This window comes from Algibacter ulvanivorans (genome assembly GCF_048381495.1).
In the GTDB taxonomy this organism is placed as follows: domain Bacteria; phylum Bacteroidota; class Bacteroidia; order Flavobacteriales; family Flavobacteriaceae; genus Algibacter_B; species Algibacter_B ulvanivorans.
In genome coordinates, this window is sequence record NZ_JBLWGD010000004.1 from 233,007 (window position 1) to 252,935 (window position 19,929).

General features: G+C 31.7%; 21 protein-coding genes and 1 tRNA gene. 9 read left to right on the plus strand and 13 right to left on the minus strand.

Features of this window, described 5'->3' with window-relative positions:
• Positions 1–16: 16 nt before the first annotated feature.
• The 3 genes from ACNG5D_RS11495 to ACNG5D_RS11505 are packed head-to-tail and all read left to right on the plus strand — an operon-like array spanning position 17 to position 6,207.
• Positions 17–2,059 (plus strand): beta-N-acetylhexosaminidase, encoded by a 2,043-nt coding sequence (locus tag ACNG5D_RS11495; RefSeq protein WP_418183665.1) that lies wholly within the window; start codon positions 17–19, stop codon positions 2,057–2,059.
• A gap of 7 nt (positions 2,060–2,066) precedes the next feature.
• The gene (locus tag ACNG5D_RS11500) at positions 2,067–2,915 is read left to right on the plus strand and encodes an N-acetylglucosamine kinase (RefSeq protein ID WP_418183666.1); all 849 of its coding nucleotides are present in this window, start codon (positions 2,067–2,069) and stop codon (positions 2,913–2,915) included.
• A gap of 4 nt (positions 2,916–2,919) precedes the next feature.
• Positions 2,920–6,207 carry a VCBS repeat-containing protein gene (locus ACNG5D_RS11505; RefSeq protein ID WP_418183667.1) on the plus strand — a complete coding sequence of 1,096 codons (3,288 nt, stop codon included), beginning with the start codon at positions 2,920–2,922 and terminating at the stop codon, positions 6,205–6,207.
• A gap of 48 nt (positions 6,208–6,255) precedes the next feature.
• Here the strand turns inward: ACNG5D_RS11505 and ACNG5D_RS11510 are convergent.
• Both ACNG5D_RS11510 and ACNG5D_RS11515 read right to left on the minus strand, forming a co-directional pair.
• Positions 6,256–6,329, minus strand: a tRNA-Ala gene (locus tag ACNG5D_RS11510).
• Positions 6,330–6,335: 6 nt separating this feature from the next.
• Positions 6,336–7,130 (minus strand): universal stress protein, encoded by a 795-nt coding sequence (locus tag ACNG5D_RS11515; protein ID WP_418183668.1) that lies wholly within the window; start codon positions 7,128–7,130, stop codon positions 6,336–6,338.
• Between the two features lie 60 nt (positions 7,131–7,190).
• On the opposite strand from ACNG5D_RS11515, the gene ACNG5D_RS11520 reads away from it, so the two are divergent.
• From ACNG5D_RS11520 to ACNG5D_RS11535, 4 genes are all read left to right on the plus strand, one after another.
• Positions 7,191–7,691 (plus strand): GNAT family N-acetyltransferase, encoded by a 501-nt coding sequence (locus ACNG5D_RS11520; RefSeq protein ID WP_418183669.1) that lies wholly within the window; start codon positions 7,191–7,193, stop codon positions 7,689–7,691.
• A complete protein-coding gene (locus ACNG5D_RS11525; RefSeq protein ID WP_418183670.1) occupies positions 7,685–9,013 on the plus strand; it encodes an MATE family efflux transporter in 1,329 nt (442 codons plus the stop codon). The genes ACNG5D_RS11520 and ACNG5D_RS11525 overlap by 7 nt, the downstream gene beginning before the upstream one ends.
• A gap of 36 nt (positions 9,014–9,049) precedes the next feature.
• Positions 9,050–9,199, plus strand: coding sequence for a hypothetical protein (locus tag ACNG5D_RS11530; RefSeq protein ID WP_418183671.1), 150 nt, complete (start codon positions 9,050–9,052; stop codon positions 9,197–9,199).
• A gap of 126 nt (positions 9,200–9,325) precedes the next feature.
• Positions 9,326–9,781: a 6-pyruvoyl trahydropterin synthase family protein gene (locus ACNG5D_RS11535; RefSeq protein ID WP_418183672.1), complete on the plus strand. Its 456-nt coding sequence runs from the start codon at positions 9,326–9,328 to the stop codon at positions 9,779–9,781.
• A gap of 11 nt (positions 9,782–9,792) precedes the next feature.
• On the opposite strand, the gene ACNG5D_RS11540 is transcribed toward ACNG5D_RS11535, so the two are convergent.
• The 4 genes from ACNG5D_RS11540 to ACNG5D_RS11555 all read right to left on the minus strand — a co-directional run bounded on the left by ACNG5D_RS11540 (position 9,793) and on the right by ACNG5D_RS11555 (position 12,286).
• Positions 9,793–10,542 (minus strand): GNAT family N-acetyltransferase, encoded by a 750-nt coding sequence (locus ACNG5D_RS11540; RefSeq protein ID WP_418183673.1) that lies wholly within the window; start codon positions 10,540–10,542, stop codon positions 9,793–9,795.
• Positions 10,539–10,967, minus strand: coding sequence for a DMT family transporter (locus ACNG5D_RS11545; protein WP_418183674.1), 429 nt, complete (start codon positions 10,965–10,967; stop codon positions 10,539–10,541). Before ACNG5D_RS11545 ends, ACNG5D_RS11540 begins: the two co-directional genes overlap by 4 nt.
• 17 nt (positions 10,968–10,984) lie before the next feature.
• Positions 10,985–11,614, minus strand: a complete 630-nt coding sequence (locus tag ACNG5D_RS11550) for an NAD(P)H-dependent oxidoreductase (protein WP_418183675.1) — start codon at positions 11,612–11,614, stop codon at positions 10,985–10,987.
• 72 nt (positions 11,615–11,686) lie between these two features.
• Complete coding sequence (locus ACNG5D_RS11555) at positions 11,687–12,286, minus strand: Crp/Fnr family transcriptional regulator (protein ID WP_418183676.1); 600 nt, start codon at positions 12,284–12,286, stop codon at positions 11,687–11,689.
• 126 nt (positions 12,287–12,412) lie between these two features.
• Between ACNG5D_RS11555 and ACNG5D_RS11560 the strand changes: the two genes are divergently transcribed.
• The gene (locus ACNG5D_RS11560) at positions 12,413–13,165 is read left to right on the plus strand and encodes a UDP-2,3-diacylglucosamine diphosphatase (protein ID WP_418183677.1); all 753 of its coding nucleotides are present in this window, start codon (positions 12,413–12,415) and stop codon (positions 13,163–13,165) included.
• Here ACNG5D_RS11560 and ACNG5D_RS11565 read toward each other — a convergent pair.
• Genes ACNG5D_RS11565 through ACNG5D_RS11575 form a run of 3 tightly spaced genes read right to left on the minus strand, consistent with a single transcriptional unit; the run spans position 13,162 to position 16,622 of the window.
• Positions 13,162–14,430, minus strand: a complete 1,269-nt coding sequence (locus tag ACNG5D_RS11565) for an MFS transporter (RefSeq protein WP_418183678.1) — start codon at positions 14,428–14,430, stop codon at positions 13,162–13,164. The genes ACNG5D_RS11560 and ACNG5D_RS11565 overlap by 4 nt on opposite strands.
• Before the next feature lie 17 nt (positions 14,431–14,447).
• Positions 14,448–16,148, minus strand: a complete 1,701-nt coding sequence (gene recJ, locus ACNG5D_RS11570) for a single-stranded-DNA-specific exonuclease RecJ (protein WP_418183679.1) — start codon at positions 16,146–16,148, stop codon at positions 14,448–14,450.
• A 51-nt stretch (positions 16,149–16,199) separates the two neighbouring features.
• On the minus strand, positions 16,200–16,622 hold the full coding sequence (locus tag ACNG5D_RS11575; protein WP_418183680.1) for an OsmC family protein: 423 nt from the start codon (positions 16,620–16,622) through the stop codon (positions 16,200–16,202).
• 56 nt (positions 16,623–16,678) lie between these two features.
• Here ACNG5D_RS11575 and ACNG5D_RS11580 point away from each other — a divergent pair, with 56 nt between their 5' ends.
• Positions 16,679–17,269: a carboxymuconolactone decarboxylase family protein gene (locus tag ACNG5D_RS11580; protein ID WP_418183681.1), complete on the plus strand. Its 591-nt coding sequence runs from the start codon at positions 16,679–16,681 to the stop codon at positions 17,267–17,269.
• An 82-nt stretch (positions 17,270–17,351) separates the two neighbouring features.
• Here ACNG5D_RS11580 and ACNG5D_RS11585 read toward each other — a convergent pair whose 3' ends face one another.
• From ACNG5D_RS11585 to ACNG5D_RS11600, 4 genes are all read right to left on the minus strand, one after another.
• Positions 17,352–17,924, minus strand: a complete 573-nt coding sequence (locus tag ACNG5D_RS11585; RefSeq protein WP_418183682.1) for a uracil-DNA glycosylase family protein — start codon at positions 17,922–17,924, stop codon at positions 17,352–17,354.
• Between the two features lie 46 nt (positions 17,925–17,970).
• Complete coding sequence (locus ACNG5D_RS11590) at positions 17,971–18,315, minus strand: HopJ type III effector protein (RefSeq protein ID WP_418183683.1); 345 nt, start codon at positions 18,313–18,315, stop codon at positions 17,971–17,973.
• Between the two features lie 15 nt (positions 18,316–18,330).
• Positions 18,331–19,005, minus strand: coding sequence for a 16S rRNA (cytidine(1402)-2'-O)-methyltransferase (gene rsmI / locus ACNG5D_RS11595; RefSeq protein ID WP_418183684.1), 675 nt, complete (start codon positions 19,003–19,005; stop codon positions 18,331–18,333).
• A gap of 157 nt (positions 19,006–19,162) precedes the next feature.
• Positions 19,163–19,882, minus strand: coding sequence for a hypothetical protein (locus ACNG5D_RS11600; RefSeq protein WP_418183685.1), 720 nt, complete (start codon positions 19,880–19,882; stop codon positions 19,163–19,165).
• Positions 19,883–19,929: the final 47 nt, after the last annotated feature.

Here is a 19,929-nt window from a genome sequence, read left to right on the forward strand (position 1 = left end):
TAAAACTTAAACTTATATGAACAAAATTATATTAACTCTCATACTTCTTGCTTTTTTTAACACAAGCGTTAACTCTCAAAATATGTTATCTGAAACATATAATTTAATGCCTTGGCCAAAAGAAATTAAAGAAAACAATAATAAGTTTATAATTGATAGTAACATTACAATCTCAATTCATCCTAAAAATAAAGGACGGGTTAGCAATGCCGCTGTTAATTTTTTAAGACGTTTAAGTAACAGAACTGGTGTGTTTTTAAATGAAGGTTTCCCTATTACTAACAAAAAAGGAAACATAAATATTACGTTTAATGAAATATCGAAACTTAATATTAAAACTAACGAATATTACACTCTAGATATTACCAACCAATCTATTAACATAAATGCCCAAACAGATGTAGGAGCCGTTAGAGCGTTAGAAACACTTTTACAACTTACAAAAAACAACGAATCTCATTATTACTTTCCTGGTGTAAATATTTCTGATGCACCTCGTTTTGTTTGGCGTGGATTAATGATTGATGTATCGCGCCATTTCCACCCTATTAATGTTATAAAACGTAATTTAGACGCTATGGCCTCTGTAAAAATGAATGTTTTTCATTGGCATTTAACAGACGACCAAGGGTTTCGTGTAGAATCGAAAGTGTATCCAAAATTACACAAACTAGCATCAGATGGTTTATACTACACCCAAGAGCAAGTTAAAGATATTGTAGCCTATGCTAATAATTTAGGTATTCGTGTTATTCCAGAATTTGATGTACCAGGCCATGCTTCTGCTATATTAACTGCTTACCCAAAATTAGGTAGTAAAGAGGGTTACAAATATGCTATAGAACGATATTCTGGTGTTTTCGACCCCACTTTAAACCCAACAAAAGATATTACTTACCACTTTTTAGAACAACTTTTTACAGAAATGGTTGTGCTTTTTCCAGATGATTATTTTCATATTGGAGGCGATGAAAACGAAGGTAAACATTGGGATGAAAATTTAGAAATTCAAGAATTTAAAAAACAACATGGTTTAAAAACCAACCACGATTTGCAAACTTATTTTAATATAAAACTTGAAAAAATTCTAAATAAATTAGGCAAAAAATTAATGGGTTGGGATGAAATTATGACACCCAATATGCCCACCAGCTCTGTAATTCATTCGTGGCGAGGCGAAAACGAAGGACTCCCAAAAGGAGGCACCTTAATTGAAGCTGCTAAAAAAGGATACCAAACCGTTCTATCTAATGGGTATTATATAGACAGAATGCAACCTGTAGAACAACACTATGTAGTAGATCCTATTGGTAATGTAAAATTAACACCAGAAGAACGATTAAGGGTGTTAGGTGGCGAAGTTACCATGTGGAGCGAACTAGTTACTCCACAAACTATAGATTCAAGAATTTGGCCACGAACGGCCGCCATTGCAGAACGTTTTTGGTCGCCTAAAGAAATTAATAACATTATTAACATGAAAAAACGTCTTAACGATGTTTCTTTTAAACTAGAAGAATTAGGGCTTACTCATATTAAAAACAGAGATGTTATTTTAAGAAGCATGACCAACAATCAAGATGTTTCATCACTTATCGATTTATCTAAAATTTGCGAACCTTTAAAAATATATAAACGCAATAAAGATGGCATTGAATACAAAACATATTCGCCATTTAACCTTTTTGCCGATGCCTGTGTAGTTAATGCCCAAGATGCTTCAAACTTTAACCAAAGTGCTTTTAGTTATATAAAAAATCAAGATAATGCATCTTTAGTTTTATCATATTTAAATAAATGGTCTAATAACTACAATAACTTTTCTAAACTTGAAAAAAATCCGAAAATAAATCCTTTAGAAAAATTATCTAAACATATATCTGAAACTGCATCAATACTTTCTACAGCTATACAGAGCAAAAATATTTCAACCAAAAACCTACAAATACTAAAAAGCAATATTGAAATATTAAAACAACCATTTGTTGATACTGAAGTCGTAATTATAAACGCCCTAAATGCCTTAGTAAATTATACCGAAAATCATTTAACCGAATAATATCGATATGGTTTTAATAGCAGATAGCGGCTCAACAAAATGCGACTGGATACTTTGTAAAGACAAAGAAACACAGCCTATTAAAGTAAAAACTAAAGGTTTAAACCCTGCGCTTTTAACTAAAAAAAAGTTTTATAACGTTATTGAAAATTGTACCGAACTAAACCTGTACAGAAATCAAGTAACCGATATTCATTTTTTTGGAGCAGGATGTGGTACAAAAAAAAATCAAAATAAAGTTAATGCCATATTAAAGTCGTTTTTTAAAAACGCTAAAACCAATACCAACGAAGACACAATGGCTGCAGTAATGGCTACTACAAAGGATCCTGCTGTAGTGTGTATTTTAGGAACAGGATCTAATTGTTGTTATTATGATGGAAAAACAGTACATTTAAAATCGCCCGCATTAGGTTATATTTTAATGGACGAAGGAAGCGGTAACTATTTTGGCAAAGCGCTTTTAAAAGCCTACTATTACAAACAAATGCCCAAAGAGTTACGTCTTTTATTTGAGAAAGATTATAACTTAAAAGAAAAAGAAATTATAAAAAGGCTTTACAAATCGGATACACCAAATAAATATTTGGCCAATTTTGCACGCTTTTTGTTTAAAAATGAAGATCACCCTTTTATAAAACAAGTAATAATAAACGGCATGTCTACGTTTGTAAACAACCATATTGCTTTATATAGTCAAGAATTAAAAACGGTACCTTTACATTTTGTTGGTTCAATAGCTTATTATGCACAAGATTATATACAATTAGCGCTTAGTAAAAAAGGATTAAAAGCCTCTAGTTTTATTAAAAGCCCAATCGAAAATATAATTAAACAACAAAGCACAAATTATTAAAACTTTGAAAACGTTTATTAAACATTTAAACTTAACATTCAAAATCTATTTAGTTATTGCTTCTTTTGTATTAAATGCATGCAAAGAATCTAAACAAACAAAACCAAAAACCTTATTTAGCTTAGTTAATAATAACCAAACTAATATTCATTTTTTAAATACAGTAAAAGAAAATTTATACTTTAACTTTATAAACTACGCTTATATTTATAACGGTGCAGGTGTAGCTGTTGGCGATATTAATAATGATGGATTAGAAGATTTATACTTTACATCCAACCAAAACTCTAATAAACTATACCTTAACAAAGGAGATTTTAAGTTTGAAGATATTACCATAAAATCTAACACTACCGATAGTATTGGTTGGACCACAGGAACAACAATGGTAGATATAAATAACGATGGTTGGTTAGATATTTACGTTTGCAAATCTGGATCGTTAAAAAACCATAACCATAGAAAAAACAAGCTATTTATTAACCAAAAAAATAACACGTTTAAAGAAGAAGCCGCAAATTATGGGCTAGACCATTTTGGTTTTTCTACTCAAGCCTATTTTTTTGATTATGATAATGATGAAGATTTAGATATGTATTTGGTAAATCATCGTCAAGATTTTCAAAACAACACAACCATAAACCCTTTAGTTCAAAACCATAAAGAACCCTATAATTCCGATCAATTATTTAGAAACGACAACGGCAAATTTACTAATGTAACCGTACAAGCAGGTATAGAAAATAAAGCTTGGGGATTAAGTGCTTCTATAGGCGATTTTAATAATGACACTCTACCAGATATATTTGTAGCTAACGATTTTTTAGAACCCGACTTTTTGTACATAAATCAAGGCAATGGCACGTTTAAAGACGAAGCTTTAACTAGATTTAAACACCTATCTGCCAATAGTATGGGATCCGACTATGTTGATATTAATAACGACTTAAAACCAGACTTATTAGTGCTTGATATGCTAGCCGAAGATCATATTCGTAGTAAGCAAAACATGGCAACCATGAGCACAAGTAATTTTAACTTATTGGTAAATAGCGGCTATCATTATCAATACATGTCTAACATGCTTCAGCTTAACAATGGTAATGGTACTTTTAATGAAATTGGACAATTATCTGGTATAGCCAAAACAGATTGGAGTTGGGCGCCTTTATTGGCCGATTTTAATAACGATGGTTTTAATGATGTATTTGTAACCAATGGTATTGAGCATGATCTTTCTAATCAAGATTTTAGACATCAAATGAAAACCAACATTCAAAACCGAAAAAAAGTATCGCTAAATGAAGCCATAAACATGATGCCATCGGCTAAATTAAGCAATTACAGCTTTCAAAATAATAAAAACCTAACCTTTAAAAACACAACAAAAAACTGGGGCTTTAATAAAAAAATAAATTCTAGCGGAGCTGTGTATGCCGATTTAGATAACGATGGCGATTTAGATATTATATTAAACAACCAAAGTGAAGAAGCTTCAATTTATAAAAATAACTCAACAAATAATTTTATTACAATAAAACTAAAAGGCCCTCAAAAAAACATAAATGGTATTGGTAGCACCGTACAAGTATTTGCTAAAAATTTACAGCAATCTAAAACACTTTTTTTAAGCAGGGGCTATCAATCTTCGGTTACAACTAATTTACATTTTGGCTTAGGAAACATAAAAACAATAGATAGCCTTATAGTGTATTGGCCAAACCACAATCAACAAATTATAAAAGACCTGAATGTAAATAAAACAGTAACTATTTCTTTTAAAAACTCGCATAAAAAAACACACTTAAAACCTGTAACAAAACCGTTATTTAAAACTATCCCTCCAGAAGAAATTGGTATTCATTTTCAACAAAAAGAAAATAATTATAACGATTTTAACTTACAACTCTTATTACCACAAAAACAATCTGAAAAAAGTTCGGCTTTAGCAATTGGCGATATTAATAATGATGGATTAGACGATTTTTTTGTTGGAAATGCTAAAGATGAAACGGCTGCTTTATACATTCAAAACACAAACGGCACCTTTACAAAAACCAACCAAAGTTTATTTAATACTGAGCGCATTTTTGAAGATACCGATGCCCAGTTTGTTGATATTGATAATGATAACGATTTAGATTTATATGTAGCATCAGGAGGGTACGAAATTAACAATGGCAACAAACTACTTCAAGACAGACTGTATATAAACAATGGTGAAGGCAAACTAAAAAAAACAAAACTTTTTGAAAATTTAAACCACACAAAAAAAGTAATATTTTCAGATTTTGATAACGATGGCGATCAAGATGTCTTTATTGCTGGAGGGGTAAAACATGGTAAATACCCATTAGCACAACAATCGTTTCTTTTAGAAAACAATAATGGTTATTTTAAAGATGTAACAACGTTAAAAATTAAAGACTTAGCATACACAGCTATAATTAACGATGCTGTTTTTACAGATTACGACCAAGATGGCGACCTAGATTTAATTCTTGTTGGCGAGTGGATGTCTGTACTATTTTTTGAAAACGAAAACAATACTTTTTATAAAAAGGAAATTTTAGGATTAACAAATAATGGCTGGTATCAAACCATTAAAGAAACCGATATTAATAACGATAGTTTACCAGATTATATAATAGGAAATTGGGGCGAAAACAATAAATTTCATCCAACAAAAGCCAAGCCTCTTCATATTTATGCTAATTATTTTGATAATAACAAAACATTTGATATTGTATTAAGTAAAGTATCTAAAACTGGCGATTTAATTCCGGTACGAGGTAAAGAATGTTCGTCTCAACAAACCCCTTTTATTAATGATAAATTAAAAACATATAAAGATTTTGCTTTATCTACATTACCAGATATATATGGAAAAGAAAATCTAGAAAAAGCATATCATTTTCAAGCACATAACTTTACTTCTTTTGTGTTAAAAAATAAAGGCAATGGTAATTTTAGTGTAGAAAACTTACCAAAACAAGCACAGTTTAGCCCAACATTAAGCTTTGAAACGTACGATTTTAATAACGATGGCTATTTAGATGTTTTTGGCGTTGGAAATGTTTATGATGCAGAAGTAGAAACCATTCGTTACGATGCCGCTACGGGTTACATTTTACTAGGTAATAAAGCTGGAGTACTTCAGTATAAAAACGATTCTAGCTATTTTAATAATGAAGAAGCAAAAGCTATTAAAAAAATTATAATTAATAACCAGCTACATTTTATTATTTTAAACAAAAACAGCGAGCTTAAAATATTAAAGTATAATATATAATAAAACAAGGTTTTAAAAAGAGAATTCCTTTTTAAAACCTTGTTTTAGTGGAGAAGACGGGATTCGAACCCGTGACCTCTTGACTGCCAGTCAAGCACTCTAGCCAACTGAGCTACATCCCCTTTTTCTTATTTTAAACCACTTAAAACTAAAACAGGTACATTACTATGAAAATCTTTTTTCAAAATAGTGTTTTTCTCCCATTTTTTAGCAAAAAATCCTCGTTTACGTCTAACAACACAAAGCATATCTGGATTATGAGATTCGAAATGTAAAAGTACACCTTGAAAAGTAGTAGCGTTTTCGGTTTTTGTTATATTATCTACAAGCGATTTAAGCTCGCTATCTACATCAAAATCATCCACTTTATAAAAAGGTGTTTTTACTAATAGCAAGCTTGCCGTAGCATTAAATTTTTCTATGATGGATTTAAGTGGGTTTAAAACCTTTTCCTTTTTAATAACTGCCGATTTTATTGCCATTAAAATACTCGATGGTTTAGAAAATTTTAAACCTTCAGGAACAATAAGTGCAGGCACATCCATTTGCTTAATAATTTTACCTGATGTTTTGCCTAAATACACTTCATCTTTAATAGAGTTTGTTCTTGGCTCAATTAAAACCAAATCAACATCTGCAGCTTTACAAGCCAACTCTAAAGTATCAATTAGTTTACCTTTAAAGGTTTTTACAATTACTTCAACATTTTTTGTGTTTAATTGCGAAACTAAATCGTCTAAAAAAGCTTTACTTTCTCTTTCTATAATTTGGTCTACTTTTATCATAGTACCAGCTTTAGTGTAAACGTTATACACTTGTACAACAAAAAGTTTAGCCCCAAAAGCTTCAGCAAAATCTACAGCATACTGCAAATGGCTTAGTGCATTTCTTGACGATCCTACTGGTACTAAAATATTCTTCATAACTAATTAAGTTTAAAAAGTAAATTTACAATAAATTTGAAGCAAAAGTAAAACATTTATATGATTCGAAAAGGAACAAGTAACGATATAGATAGTATTTTAGAAATTACTAAAGCATGTGCTGCTTACATGATTGGTAAAAATATTTTCCAATGGAATGAATTTTACCCTAATAAACAGGCTTTTTTAAAAGATGCAGAAAGCGAAGCGTTATACGTTTTAATTATTGAAAATAAAATTATAGGTTGTATTACTATATCTACATTTATGGATAAAGAGTATATCCCAATTAATTGGTTAACACCAAATGAAAATAATATTTACATTCATAGATTAGCTGTTCATCCAGATTTTCAAGGTAAAGGCTATGCACAACAATTAATAACATTTGCAGAAGCTTACGCAAAAGACAACCAATTTACATCGGTTAGATTAGATACGTTTTCGCAAAACAAAAGAAATCAAAAATTTTATGAACTCCGCGGGTACCAAAAATTAGGCGATATATTTTTCCCTAAACAAAGTAAACACCCTTTTCATTGTTATGAACTTGTATGGTAAACACAAACATTAGCTTAAAACATATTAACAAATTAGCTATTCCTGCATTAATATCTGGAGTTTCAGAGCCTATTTTATCTTTAACAGATGCTGCTATTGTAGGAAATATTAATTTTAATGCTACCGAATCTTTAGCTGCTGTTGGTATAGTTACAACTTTTATTTCTATGCTTATTTGGGTGTTAGGGCAAACTAGAAGTGCTATTTCGTCTATTGTATCTCAATACGTAGGAGCTAACAAATTAAATGAAATTAAAAACCTACCTGCTCAAGCTATTTTTATAATAACATCGCTAAGCATTCTTATTATATTTAGCACTTACCCTTTTGCTAATCAAATTTTTAAACTTTATAACGCATCGGGTTTAATTTTAGATTATACGGTAATTTATTATAAAACACGTGTTTTAGGCTTTCCTTTTACGTTATTTACTATTGCTGTTTTTGGTGCTTTTCGCGGCTTACAAAACACCTATTACCCTATGGTTATTGCCATTATTGGCGCTGTTACAAACATTGCTCTAGACTTTGTTTTAGTATATGGTATTAAAAACTATATAGCCCCTTTAAATATAGAAGGTGCAGCTTATGCAAGTGTTATTGCACAAATTTTAATGGCAGTACTTTCTGCTTACTTTCTGCTTAAAAAAACAAATATCCCTTTAAAACCGTGCTTTCCTTTTAACCCTGAAATAAAACGTTTTACTTTAATGATTCTTAACTTATTTATAAGAACCATAGCTTTAAACGTAACATTATATTATGCTAGTGCCTTTGCTACTAGTTATGGTGCACAATACATTGCCGCTTACACTATAACAATAAATTTATGGTTTTTAGGTGCTTTTATAGTTGATGGCTATGCTAGTGCTGGAAATATTTTATCGGGGAAATTATATGGCGCAAAAGCATATACAACACTAATAGATTTAAGTAACAAACTTATAAAATATGGTGTTTTAATTGGTATTGCATTAGGCATAATTGGTGCGCTATTTTATTACCCAATTGGTCGTGTTTTTACTAAAGAGCCAGAAGTATTAAATGCTTTTTATAGTGTTTTTTGGATTATACTTGTTATGCAACCACTTTGTACACTTGCCTTTATTTTTGATGGTATTTTTAAAGGCCTTGGTAAAATGAAATATTTAAGAAATGTACTTCTATTTTCTACATTCCTTATTTTTATACCTATTTTATTTTGGCTAGACAGCTTAGGTTATAAACTATATGCCATATTTATAGCCATTACATTTTGGATTATTGCCCGAGGCATTCCTCTTATTATAAAATTTAGAAAAATGTTTATGCCACTAGCGTAAAACACTTAACTTTGCAATTAAGTACAATACACTTTTATGAATTTATTTATTGCATTACTTAGGCAAATAAATATTGATGAGAAAATTAAAAACGCACCCGATAAAGGTTACGAAATAGGAGTATTTATAGGCTCCATGCTACCTTTTGTAATTCTTGTTGTACTTGCTTATTTCATGTTTATATAAAAAAAAAAGACAACAATAAAAAAACATTATGGATATCATGTCATTTCTTAGCGGCAACGGATTGTTTTTAATACTGGGCTTAGTTTTAATTATTGTTTACTTTGTAAACAAAAGAAAAAGAAGATAATGGAAAACAATATTCGCATAACCAAACAATTCTCTTTTGAAACCGGCCATGCCCTTTACGGCTACGACGGAAAATGTAAAAACGTACACGGGCACAGTTACAAACTATCGGTTACTGTTATTGGGCAACCTATTTCTGATAACACCCATGTAAAATTTGGTATGGTTATCGATTTTGGCGACCTTAAAAAAATTGTAAAAGAAGAAATTGTAGATGTTTTTGATCATGCTACAGTATTTAATAAAAATACACCGCATTTAGAACTAGCAAAAGAGCTACAAAACCGTGGGCACAACGTTATACTGGTAGATTACCAACCTACAAGCGAAATGATGATTATAGACTTTGCTAAAAAAATTAAACAACGTTTACCAAAACACATTAATTTACACTCATTAAAACTTCAAGAAACCGATACTTCTTTCGCAGAGTGGTTTGCTTCTGAAAATAATTAATAAAAATTCTTTTACTTAATACAACTGTTTAAAACATAATTTTTTATAACAAACTGTTCTTTAAAACCTAGTTTTAAATATAATCCTTTCCCCATATTTGATGCTTGCAAGACTATATATTCATTTTGGTTTTCAATAGCTATATTTATAAGTAGTCTCATAATTTGCTCTGCATAGCCTCTTCTTCTATCTTCTGGCGGTATACCTACAGAGTGTACACCAATTGTATTTCCTGTTTTATGCAATATTGCCGTACCTATTGCTACGCCATCATGGTAGGCTAAATAGTAATTCACATTTTTTAGCGTTTTTATAACAGTTTCAAAACTTATAAGATACCCAAAAGATTCCATAAATATCTTCGACCATGTTTTTGCTTCAATACTACCTGTAACACGCTTAATTTTTACATCATCTTTTACATTAAAATATTTGTCTGGTTTTAAAAACATGCCAACTTGCTCAAATTTTAAAGTAAACCCATAATCTTCTAAAACAACATCTTTTTTATGGTTATATACATTCCAAATTGGTAACGTTATATTCGTTGAAAACGTTGCTAATTTCTCTTTTATTAAACCAACGCCCTCTTGCGTTATGGGTTTATGTAACCATAATCTATTTGGCCATTCTGAGTCTTTAATTTGGCAATATTCAAAATCTGGTGTTTTATAATAAGCTTTAAAGGAAGCACCAACTGTTGCCCAAAGCGAAGTTAAATTCTTTATATTATTCTGTATTAAATCTGTTTTTTCTTTCATTTTATATTAATTAAAATAATTCCAAATATCATTGTAATAAAGCCTAATCCCCTTTTTAAAGTTATGGGTTCTGTTGGTAAGTTTAGCCACCCAAAATGACCTGCAATTATAGAGAATGCTATTTGACCAAATAGCCCCAAAGATATCATAGTAGATATGCCTATTCTAGGAATAGTATAGTAGTATAAACTAATACCTAACACACTAAATAAACCACCAGTAAACCAAAGGTAAGTGGGTATTTGTTTTACATCTGCCCAATTAGGAAAGCTTTTTGTACTTAGCAGCACAAGGATTATTGCAAAAACACTACTACTAAAAAAAGCAACAACCGATGCCAACAAAGGGTTTTTTAATAACACGCCCAAGTTAGCGTTTAAGCCGCCTTGTGCTGCTAAAAAAACACCACCCAATATAGCTAACATGATTAACGAAGCTTGATTCATAATACCTCAAACAATTCATTTAATGGCTTTCTTACTTTTGGTCTATTTTGGGCATGGTCTTCTTTTGAGCGATACCCAATAGTTGCTATTACTGCTGCATTTAAACCTTTATTGGTAAGCCCTAAAATATCATTATACTTTTCAGGTTCAAAACCTTCCATTGGGCAAGAGTCTATTTTTAACTCTGCACAAGCATTAAGTAAATTTCCAAGCGCTAAATATGTTTGCCTAGAAGTCCAATTAAACGATTGTGTTGCTGTCATATTACTAATAGCTCCTTTTATATGGCTGCTATACCCCATAAGGCTATCTAAATTAACACGTTGCGCTTTGGCTGTTCTATTTATAAAATCATCAACATGGCTGTACTCTACACTAGTATAATTACAAAAAACAACAACGTGCGAGGCTTGAGTTAACTGTTCTTGCCCATAAGAAGCCCATTTTAATTGTTCTTTTAAAACTTCATTTTCTATAATTAACACTTTATACAATTGCAACCCGTAAGCCGATACAGATAACTGAATGGCCTCTTTTAATTGTTCTAAATTTTCATGCGAGATTTTTTTTGAAGGATTAAATTTTTTAGTTGCATAACGCCATTTTAGGTTGTCTATATAACTCATAATAATCTTGTTTAATATTTATTAAGACAAAAGTATTTGAATGGTAAACCTTTGGCATTTACATATGTTGATTTAGTTGCTTTTTTTTAAATCTTTTCTAATTCTACTAAGCTGAGTTGGTGTTATACCTAAATGAGAAGCAAGTTGCAATTGTTGTATTCTTTTATCTATATTAGGGTATTTAGAGCGTAATGCTAAATATCTTTTGGTTGCATTTTCCATAACTATAGACACCTCTCTTTCTTCTTTATCTATAACCCAATTTTTTTCTAAATAAGCAATGTAGAAATTTTTAAGGTCGTTATTATTATTAATTAATTGCCTATATTTTTTATAATTAAGACTAATAAGAGTTGTGTTTTCTAAAGCTTCTAGAGTAAAATTTGAAGGTTTGTTTAAAAGATAAGAAACCGTTGAGCCTGCAAAATCGGTTTCTAGAAAAATATTTTTATTATAAATATTACCATCAGTATCTGTTACGTAAGCTCTTAAAGCACCATGACACACAAAATAAACATTTCTAGCTACCTGCCCGTTTTGAAGTAAAACCTCGTCTTTTTGTAATGTTTTAAATTGTATTATAGATTTAATTAACAGCCACGATTCGTTTGAAATGGGAGAATAACTTTCAAATTTCAATCTTAATTCAGAAATGTAATTTTCTTCTATCAAATGTTTTTTAATATTTTAAGTTAGATATTAAGAGTTAAACGAAGTTCGCTAATTTTGTATTAAAATCAAACCGCATAAATATTAAAACCAAAACCTTTGCATTAACAAGAATTAGTATATTTACGCATGCAAATTCCAAAAGGAAAAAAAATATATTTCGCTTCAGATAATCACTTAGGTGCGCCAACTATGGAAGCCTCTAAACCGCGCGAAAAAAAGTTTGTTGCCTGGCTTGACGAAATAAAACACGATGCCGCTGCTATTTTTCTTTTAGGCGATTTATTCGATTTTTGGATGGAATACAAAACCGTTATCCCAAAAGGTTTTACTAGAACGCTTGGTAAACTTGCCGAAATATCGGATTCTGGAATCCCTATTTATTACTTTGTTGGCAATCATGATCTTTGGATGAATGGCTATTTTGAAGAAGAGCTTAATATACCTGTTTACCACAAGCCTAAAGAATTCACCTTTAACAATAAAACATTTTTTATAGGGCATGGCGATGGCTTAGGTCCTGGAGACAAAGGCTATAAACGCATGAAAAAAGTGTTTACAAACCCTTTTTGCAAATGGTTATTCCGTTGGTTGCACCCAGATTTAGGTGTGCGTATGGCGCAACACTTATCGGTAAAAAACAAGCTTATTTCTGGTGATGATGATGCAAAATTTCTTGGTGAAGACAACGAATGGCTTATACTATATTGTAAACGAAAGCTAGAAAACAAACATCGCGATTTTTTTGTGTTTGGGCACAGGCATTTACCATTAAACATAGATTTAAATAAAAACTCGAAATACATTAATCTAGGCGATTGGATTAAGTATTATACATACGGTGTTTTTGATGGTGAAACTATGGAATTGAAAACATACTAAGCTTCAACTTCATTAGCCTCCATATCGTCCCTTAAATCTAAATCTCTTAGCACAGGGTTTTTAACTCCAATAGTAAAAACGGTAATTAAAGTCATGGTTCCGCCAAAAACCACCGCTGCTACAGGCCCTACTAATTTTGCAGCCAAACCACTCTCGAAAGCTCCAAGCTCGTTAGATGAGCCTACAAACATCGAGTTTACAGAAGATACTCGACCACGCATATCGTCTGGTGTTTTTAACTGTAAAATAGTTTGACGAATTATCATTGAAATACCATCGGCAGCCCCGCTTATAAAAAGCATTAAAACGCTTAGCCAAAATATATTTGAAAGTCCAAAACCAATAATACTAACACCAAATATAAAAACAGCTATAAGTAATTTTTTTCCTGTATTTTTACTAATAGGAATATATGTTGTTATAAACATAGTAATAATGCTTCCTAAAGAAATTGAAGCATTTAAAATACCAAAACCTTCACTACCTACTTTTAAAACATCTTGAGCAAAAACCGAAAGTATAGCAACAGTTCCGCCAAATAAAACAGCAATCATATCTAAAGACAACGCCCCTAAAATAGCTTTGTTTTGAAACACAAAACGAATTCCTACCTTTAAACTTTGCTTAACAGGCTCGCCTATTTTTTTGTTTAAAATAGGTTTCTTTTTAATTAAAAAAGTTAGAAAAAAAGCAATAACAACCAATACAAAAACAACACATAAGGTTTTATCTACACCAATCCAGCTTATAAAAAACCCACCAAAAAGAGCACCTAAAACAGCTGCTGTTTTCCAAGTACTTGTGCTCCACGTTGCCGCATTTGGATATACCTTTTTAGGAACTAACAATGCCACTAAAGAAAAAATAATAGGTCCAAAAAACGAGCGTAAAAATCCGCCAAAAAATACAAGTGCATAAATAGAATATAAAATAGATTGTGTTGACCAACTAGCCAAAACCTGATCTGTGGTTAACAAAAACAACCCTAAACTAATTAAAGAGAAAGCAGCAATACAAAGCGCTAAAAGGTTTCGTTTTTCTTTTTGATCTACAATATGGCCAGCAAAAAGCGCCATACTAAAGGCTGGAATAATTTCCATAAGTCCAATAATACCTAAAGAAAGCGGATCTTTAGTTATACTATAAACTTGCCACTCTATAACAATAAATTGCATAGACCAGCCAAAAACTAAAAACAAACGTAATAATAAAAATATATTGAATTCCTTAATACGTAATGCTGCGTAAGGGTCCATTTTTGCCATAATCTATATATTCTGGTCTATTTTTGTTTTTTAATATCTCTAAGTTTTAATTGCAAACTTACATTACCGCGCCATTCATTCTCGTCAATAGAATAAACTGCTCTAAAGGGTTTTCCTTCAGAAATCTTTTTAAATTTATTTCCCATTCCAAAACCTATACCAACTATTCTGTTTTTAGATTCTGGTTGTGTAGCTGTTAGCCTTAAATGTGTTTTATCTTCACCTACACATTTACCATATCCAGTATCTATTAAATTTTCTGTTAAAAAAACAGGTGTCATATTATTTGGGCCATAAGGAGCAAACTGTTTTAAAATTCTATAAAATTTTGGAGTAATGTCCTTTAAATCGATCTGGGCATCAATCTTAATTTCTGGAGTTAGCAAGCTTCTATCTATGGTTTTAGAAACTTGGTCTTCAAAAGCTTGTTTAAAGGCTTCGTAATTTTCGGGCTCTAGTGTTAAGCCTGCTGCATATTTATGCCCTCCAAATTGTTCTATATGTTCTTTACAGTTTTCTAAAGCATTATAAATATCAAAATCTCTAACCGATCGTGCCGAAGCAGCCAATTTATTACCACTTTTTGTAAACACCAAAGTTGGTCTGTAATACGTTTCGGTTAGTCTAGAAGCCACAATACCAATAACGCCTTTATGCCAGTCTTTATGAAAAACAACAGTAGTAAGGCGGTTCTGTTCTTCTTGGTCTTCAATTTGTTTAAGAGCTTCTTCTGTAATGCGTTTATCGGTTTCACGTCTATCTAAGTTATATTCGTTAATTTCTGCGGCATATTTTTCAGCCATATCTGGCTCTTCTTCGGTTAATAAAGTAACAGCATAGTTACCATGTTTCATCCGTCCTGCTGCATTAATTCTTGGTGCTACAATAAATACAACATCGGTTATGGTTAACTCGGTTTTTTCAACCTGATCTAAAATAGCTTTTATTCCAGATCTTGGATTTGTATTTATAACCATTAAACCATAATAAGCTAACACTCTATTTTCTCCATTTATGGGTACAATATCGGCGCCAATAGCTGTGGCTACTAAATCTAGATATTCGGTTAAATCTTCGGCAGTTTTTCCTTCTTTAGAAGCTAAGGCTTGTATAAGTTTAAAACCTACACCACAACCACATAACTCTTTAAATGGGTATTGGCAATCTTCTCGTTTGGGGTCTAAAACGGCTGCTGCTTTAGGTATCTCTTTGGCGGGTCTATGGTGGTCGCAAATAATAAAATCGATACCTAATGTTTTTGCATGGGCAACTTTTTCAACAGATTTAATTCCGCAATCTAGAGCTATAATAAGTGTAAACTCATTCTCTAAAGCAAAGTTTATACCTTTATAAGAAATGCCATAACCCTCGTCGTACCTATTAGGAATGTAAGTATAAACTAAGTTGTGTTTTGTTTTAAGGTAAGATGACATTAGTGCTACAGCTGTTGTACCATCAACATCATAATCTCCATAAACAAGAATATTTTCTTTGTTTTTTATAGCTTGCTCTATACGTGCAACGGCCTTGTCCATATCTTTCATCAAGAAAGGGTCGTGTAATTCGTTTAGGCTTGGCCTGAAAAAAGCTTTAGCATCATTAAACGACTCAATACCTCTTTGTACTAATAAACTAGCTATGGTATAATCTACCTGAAGTGCTTTTTGTAAAGTTTTAACTTTATCTTCTTGAGGTTTAGGTTTTAAGGTCCAACGCATTGAGAGAAGTGTGAGATTTTTTAATAAAAGTTCAACGTATATTGTTGCCCTTTATTTTTCATGAAAATGGGTTTCGATGGTTAAATCTGAAAATTTACGAAACATTTCCATAACACCACAATATTTTTCAATAGATAAATCTACAGCTCGTTGTAATTTTTTTTCATTTAAATTTGATCCATAAAAGTGAAAATGCATAGCTACTTTATCGTAATATTTTGGGTGTTCTTCTGTTAAGTTAGCTTCGGTTTCAATATGAAACGAATCTACATTAAGCTTCATTTTTTTTATTAAAGCAGCTACATCTAACCCCGAGCAACCAGCTAAGCCAGATAACATTAAAGCTTTAGGTCTATACCCCTCGCTATTACCACCGTTTTCTTCGCTTGCATCAATAAATAAATTATGACCCGATGGGTTTGTACTTTCAAACCTCATATTTCCTAACCATTTTGTGCTAACCTTTACTGCCATTTTTAAACTTTTTTTTGTTTCTTGTGAGTATCAAAAATACTACAAAAAAAGAAAATATGCCTTTAGTTACTCCTTTATCTGCAAATCATGATTTAGAAACCAAAGAACTTGCTGAGTTTTTTAACGAAACCTTAGGGTTTTGTCCAAACTCGGTTTTAACCATGCAACGTAGGCCTGCCATAAGTAAAGCTTTTATTAATTTAAACAAAGCTGTTATGGCCAATGAAGGTAGAGTAACATCGGCTTTAAAACGTATGATTGCTTGGGTGTCTAGTAATAGTACTGGTTGCCGATATTGCCAAGCTCATGCTATTCGTGCTGCCGAACGTTATGGCGCCGAGCAAGAACAATTGGATAATATTTGGGAATACCAAACACATCCTGCTTTTAGCGAGGCCGAACGTGCTGCGTTAGATTTTAGTTTGGCGGCAAGTCAAGTGCCTAATGGTGTAGATGAAAACATAAAAAAACGTTTGTACGAATATTGGGATGAAGGTGAAATTGTAGAAATGCTTGGTGTTATTTCGCTTTTTGGTTATTTAAATAGATGGAACGACAGCATGGGAACGTCTATTGAAGATGGCGCTATTGAAAGTGGCGAACAATATTTAGGAAAACATGGTTGGGAAAAGGGGAAGCATGTTTAGATTTCTTAGATTATTCGATTTTTAGAGCGCTTTGCTTTTAGATATATTAGATTAAAACCTTTCTGGATTTGGGGAGGTTTTTTTATTGAATAAGTTTGTTTACCCGATTTCTTAACACAGGTAACACCTCAACTTCAAACCAAGGGTTTTTAGTTAACCAAAACCTGTTTCGTGGCGATGGATGTGGCAATGGTAAAAACTTGGGTAGATATTCTTGAAAATTATCTACTGTTTCTGTTAATGTTTTTTTGGCACTTTTTCCTAAGTAATATTTTTGAGCATACATACCAATTAAAATAACAAGTTCTACATGTTTTAGTTTGTTAAACAATGGTTTGTGCCATTGTGGTGCGCATTCTGGACGTGGTGGTAAATCGCCTGTTTTTCCTTTTCCTGGATAGCAAAACCCCATAGGTATTATGGCAAATTTAGTAACATCGTAAAAATCTTCAACAGAAACATTAAGCCATTTACGTAATTGTTTACCGCTGGCATCGTCCCAAGGAATACCAGAAGCATGAACTTTAGTACCAGGAGCCTGACCAACAATAACTATTTTAGATTCTGGGTGTGCAGATACTACTGGCCTTGGGCCTAATGCCAAATGCGCTGCACAAATAGTGCATTGTTTTATATTGCCAAGTAAATTTTGCATTTATAATTAAATTTTAAAAATAAGCCCATAACAAGATACCTGTATTTTACTTTTTGGTTAGCGGATTTTTTTTAAAACTCAATCCATCAAAACCCGTATTCATAAAATTTCTAATGTTTTGGTGCCCTGTGTCGTTTGGATTTTTAAGAACATCATTAAAATAATATTGCCCAAAACAGGCTAAAGTTTCGTCTTTAGAAAACCCTTGTTGTTTGGCAAAAGCAAATAGTTTGCATGAGCCAGAATTTTGTCCTTCGGCATTTTCTAAACTACCGTTTGTAAACGCTGTTGGTATAAAGTTGTAATTGTTTTCTATAACGCTCATGGTTTCAGAAAAATCAATTAGAGTTGGGTTTTCTTTTAATTTATTTTTAAAAGCTTCTATTTCCATTTTTATATTTTTATGCTATTTATTTTTTCCGCCAACCACAACAACTATTTCGCCTTTTGGTGGTTTGTTAGTATAATAAGTTAATACTTCTTTGGCTGTACCACGTATGGTTTCTTCAAACATTTTAGTTAATTCTCTAGAAACCGAAACAGGTCTGTCTTCTCCAAAATACTCACAAAAATGCCCTAGAGTTTTTACTAATTTATGTGGGCTTTCATAAAAAATCATGGTTCTGGTTTCTTCGGCTAAAAGTAATAACCGTGTTTGGCGCCCTTTTTTAACAGGTAAAAAACCTTCAAAAACAAATTTATCGTTAGGCAAACCAGAATTTACTAATGCTGGCACAAAGGCGGTTGCACCCGGCAAACAATCAACCTCTATATGGTTTTCTATACATGCGCGCGATAATAAAAAACCTGGGTCTGATATGGCTGGTGTTCCTGCATCGCTTATTAAGGCTACAGATATTCCGCTTTTTAATTTTTGAATAACACTTTCAACCGTTTTATGCTCGTTATGCATGTGGTGCGACTGCATGTGTGTTGAAATTTCGAAATGTTTTAATAGTTTACCCGATGTTCTGGTGTCTTCAGCAAGTATTAAATCGACTTCTTTTAGCACTTCCAAAGCTCTAAAAGTAATGTCTTTTAAGTTTCCTATTGGTGTAGGAACTATATATAATTTACTCATTTATGTTAGTGGTTACGCATTGATTTTTATTTCAAATTTATAAAAACGCGAATACTTCGTATTTGTAATAGTTAGCTTTTAGTAAGGCGAGTATAGAGCCAAAACTATAAACAAAAAAGTACAATCTTGCCTTTTTTAGCTTGTAAACACCCTAATTTTAATTAAACTTAGCTTCAATAATTTCCATAAAGCGCTCTTCAAAGGCTTCTTTACCTTCCCAGTTATTATAATCTGGTTTTACCATATTCTGAATAAAATTTTGGGCATCGGTTAATGATTCTAAGGTGTTTAGCTGCGACAATACACGGTCGTAATCTTCGCTTTTTCCATCAAATAAATGTTTAATAAAGGCTATTTTATCGTTTAATCCTATTTTTAATCCACCTATTTTAAGTTGGTCGTTCAACGATTTTTTTCCATTAGAAATATCATTTTGCGATTTGGAAACAGGCTCGAAAACTGGTATGTCTTCAAAACCTGCAGTTATATCTTCTAAATTATGTTTTTTTACAGGTTCTTTAGGAATGCCTTCTGTTTCTTCGGGCATATGCGCCACCATATCTTTAATCTTATTCATTACAGGTTCCATAATATCATCTTCTTCAACCTCATCTAGATTAATATATATCTTATCTTCAACTTCAATATTATCGCTAACTTTATTATTAAAAGCACTATCTAGCATATCAAAAAACGAAGAGTCGTTACCAATTGTAGGGATATCGCTTTCAAAATTTTCGTGAGCAAATTTTAATACAGATAGCTTTTCGTAAAGCGCAGAAACCTCGGTATGCATTTTAATAACATCCTCTTTTCCTTTTAATTTTAGAATTCTATGTGCTATGCTAACCAATTCGGATTCTAGTTTCTTCTTCATTGTTTATAAATTTTAAATTATTGCGCTATAAGACTTTTGTTTTTTAA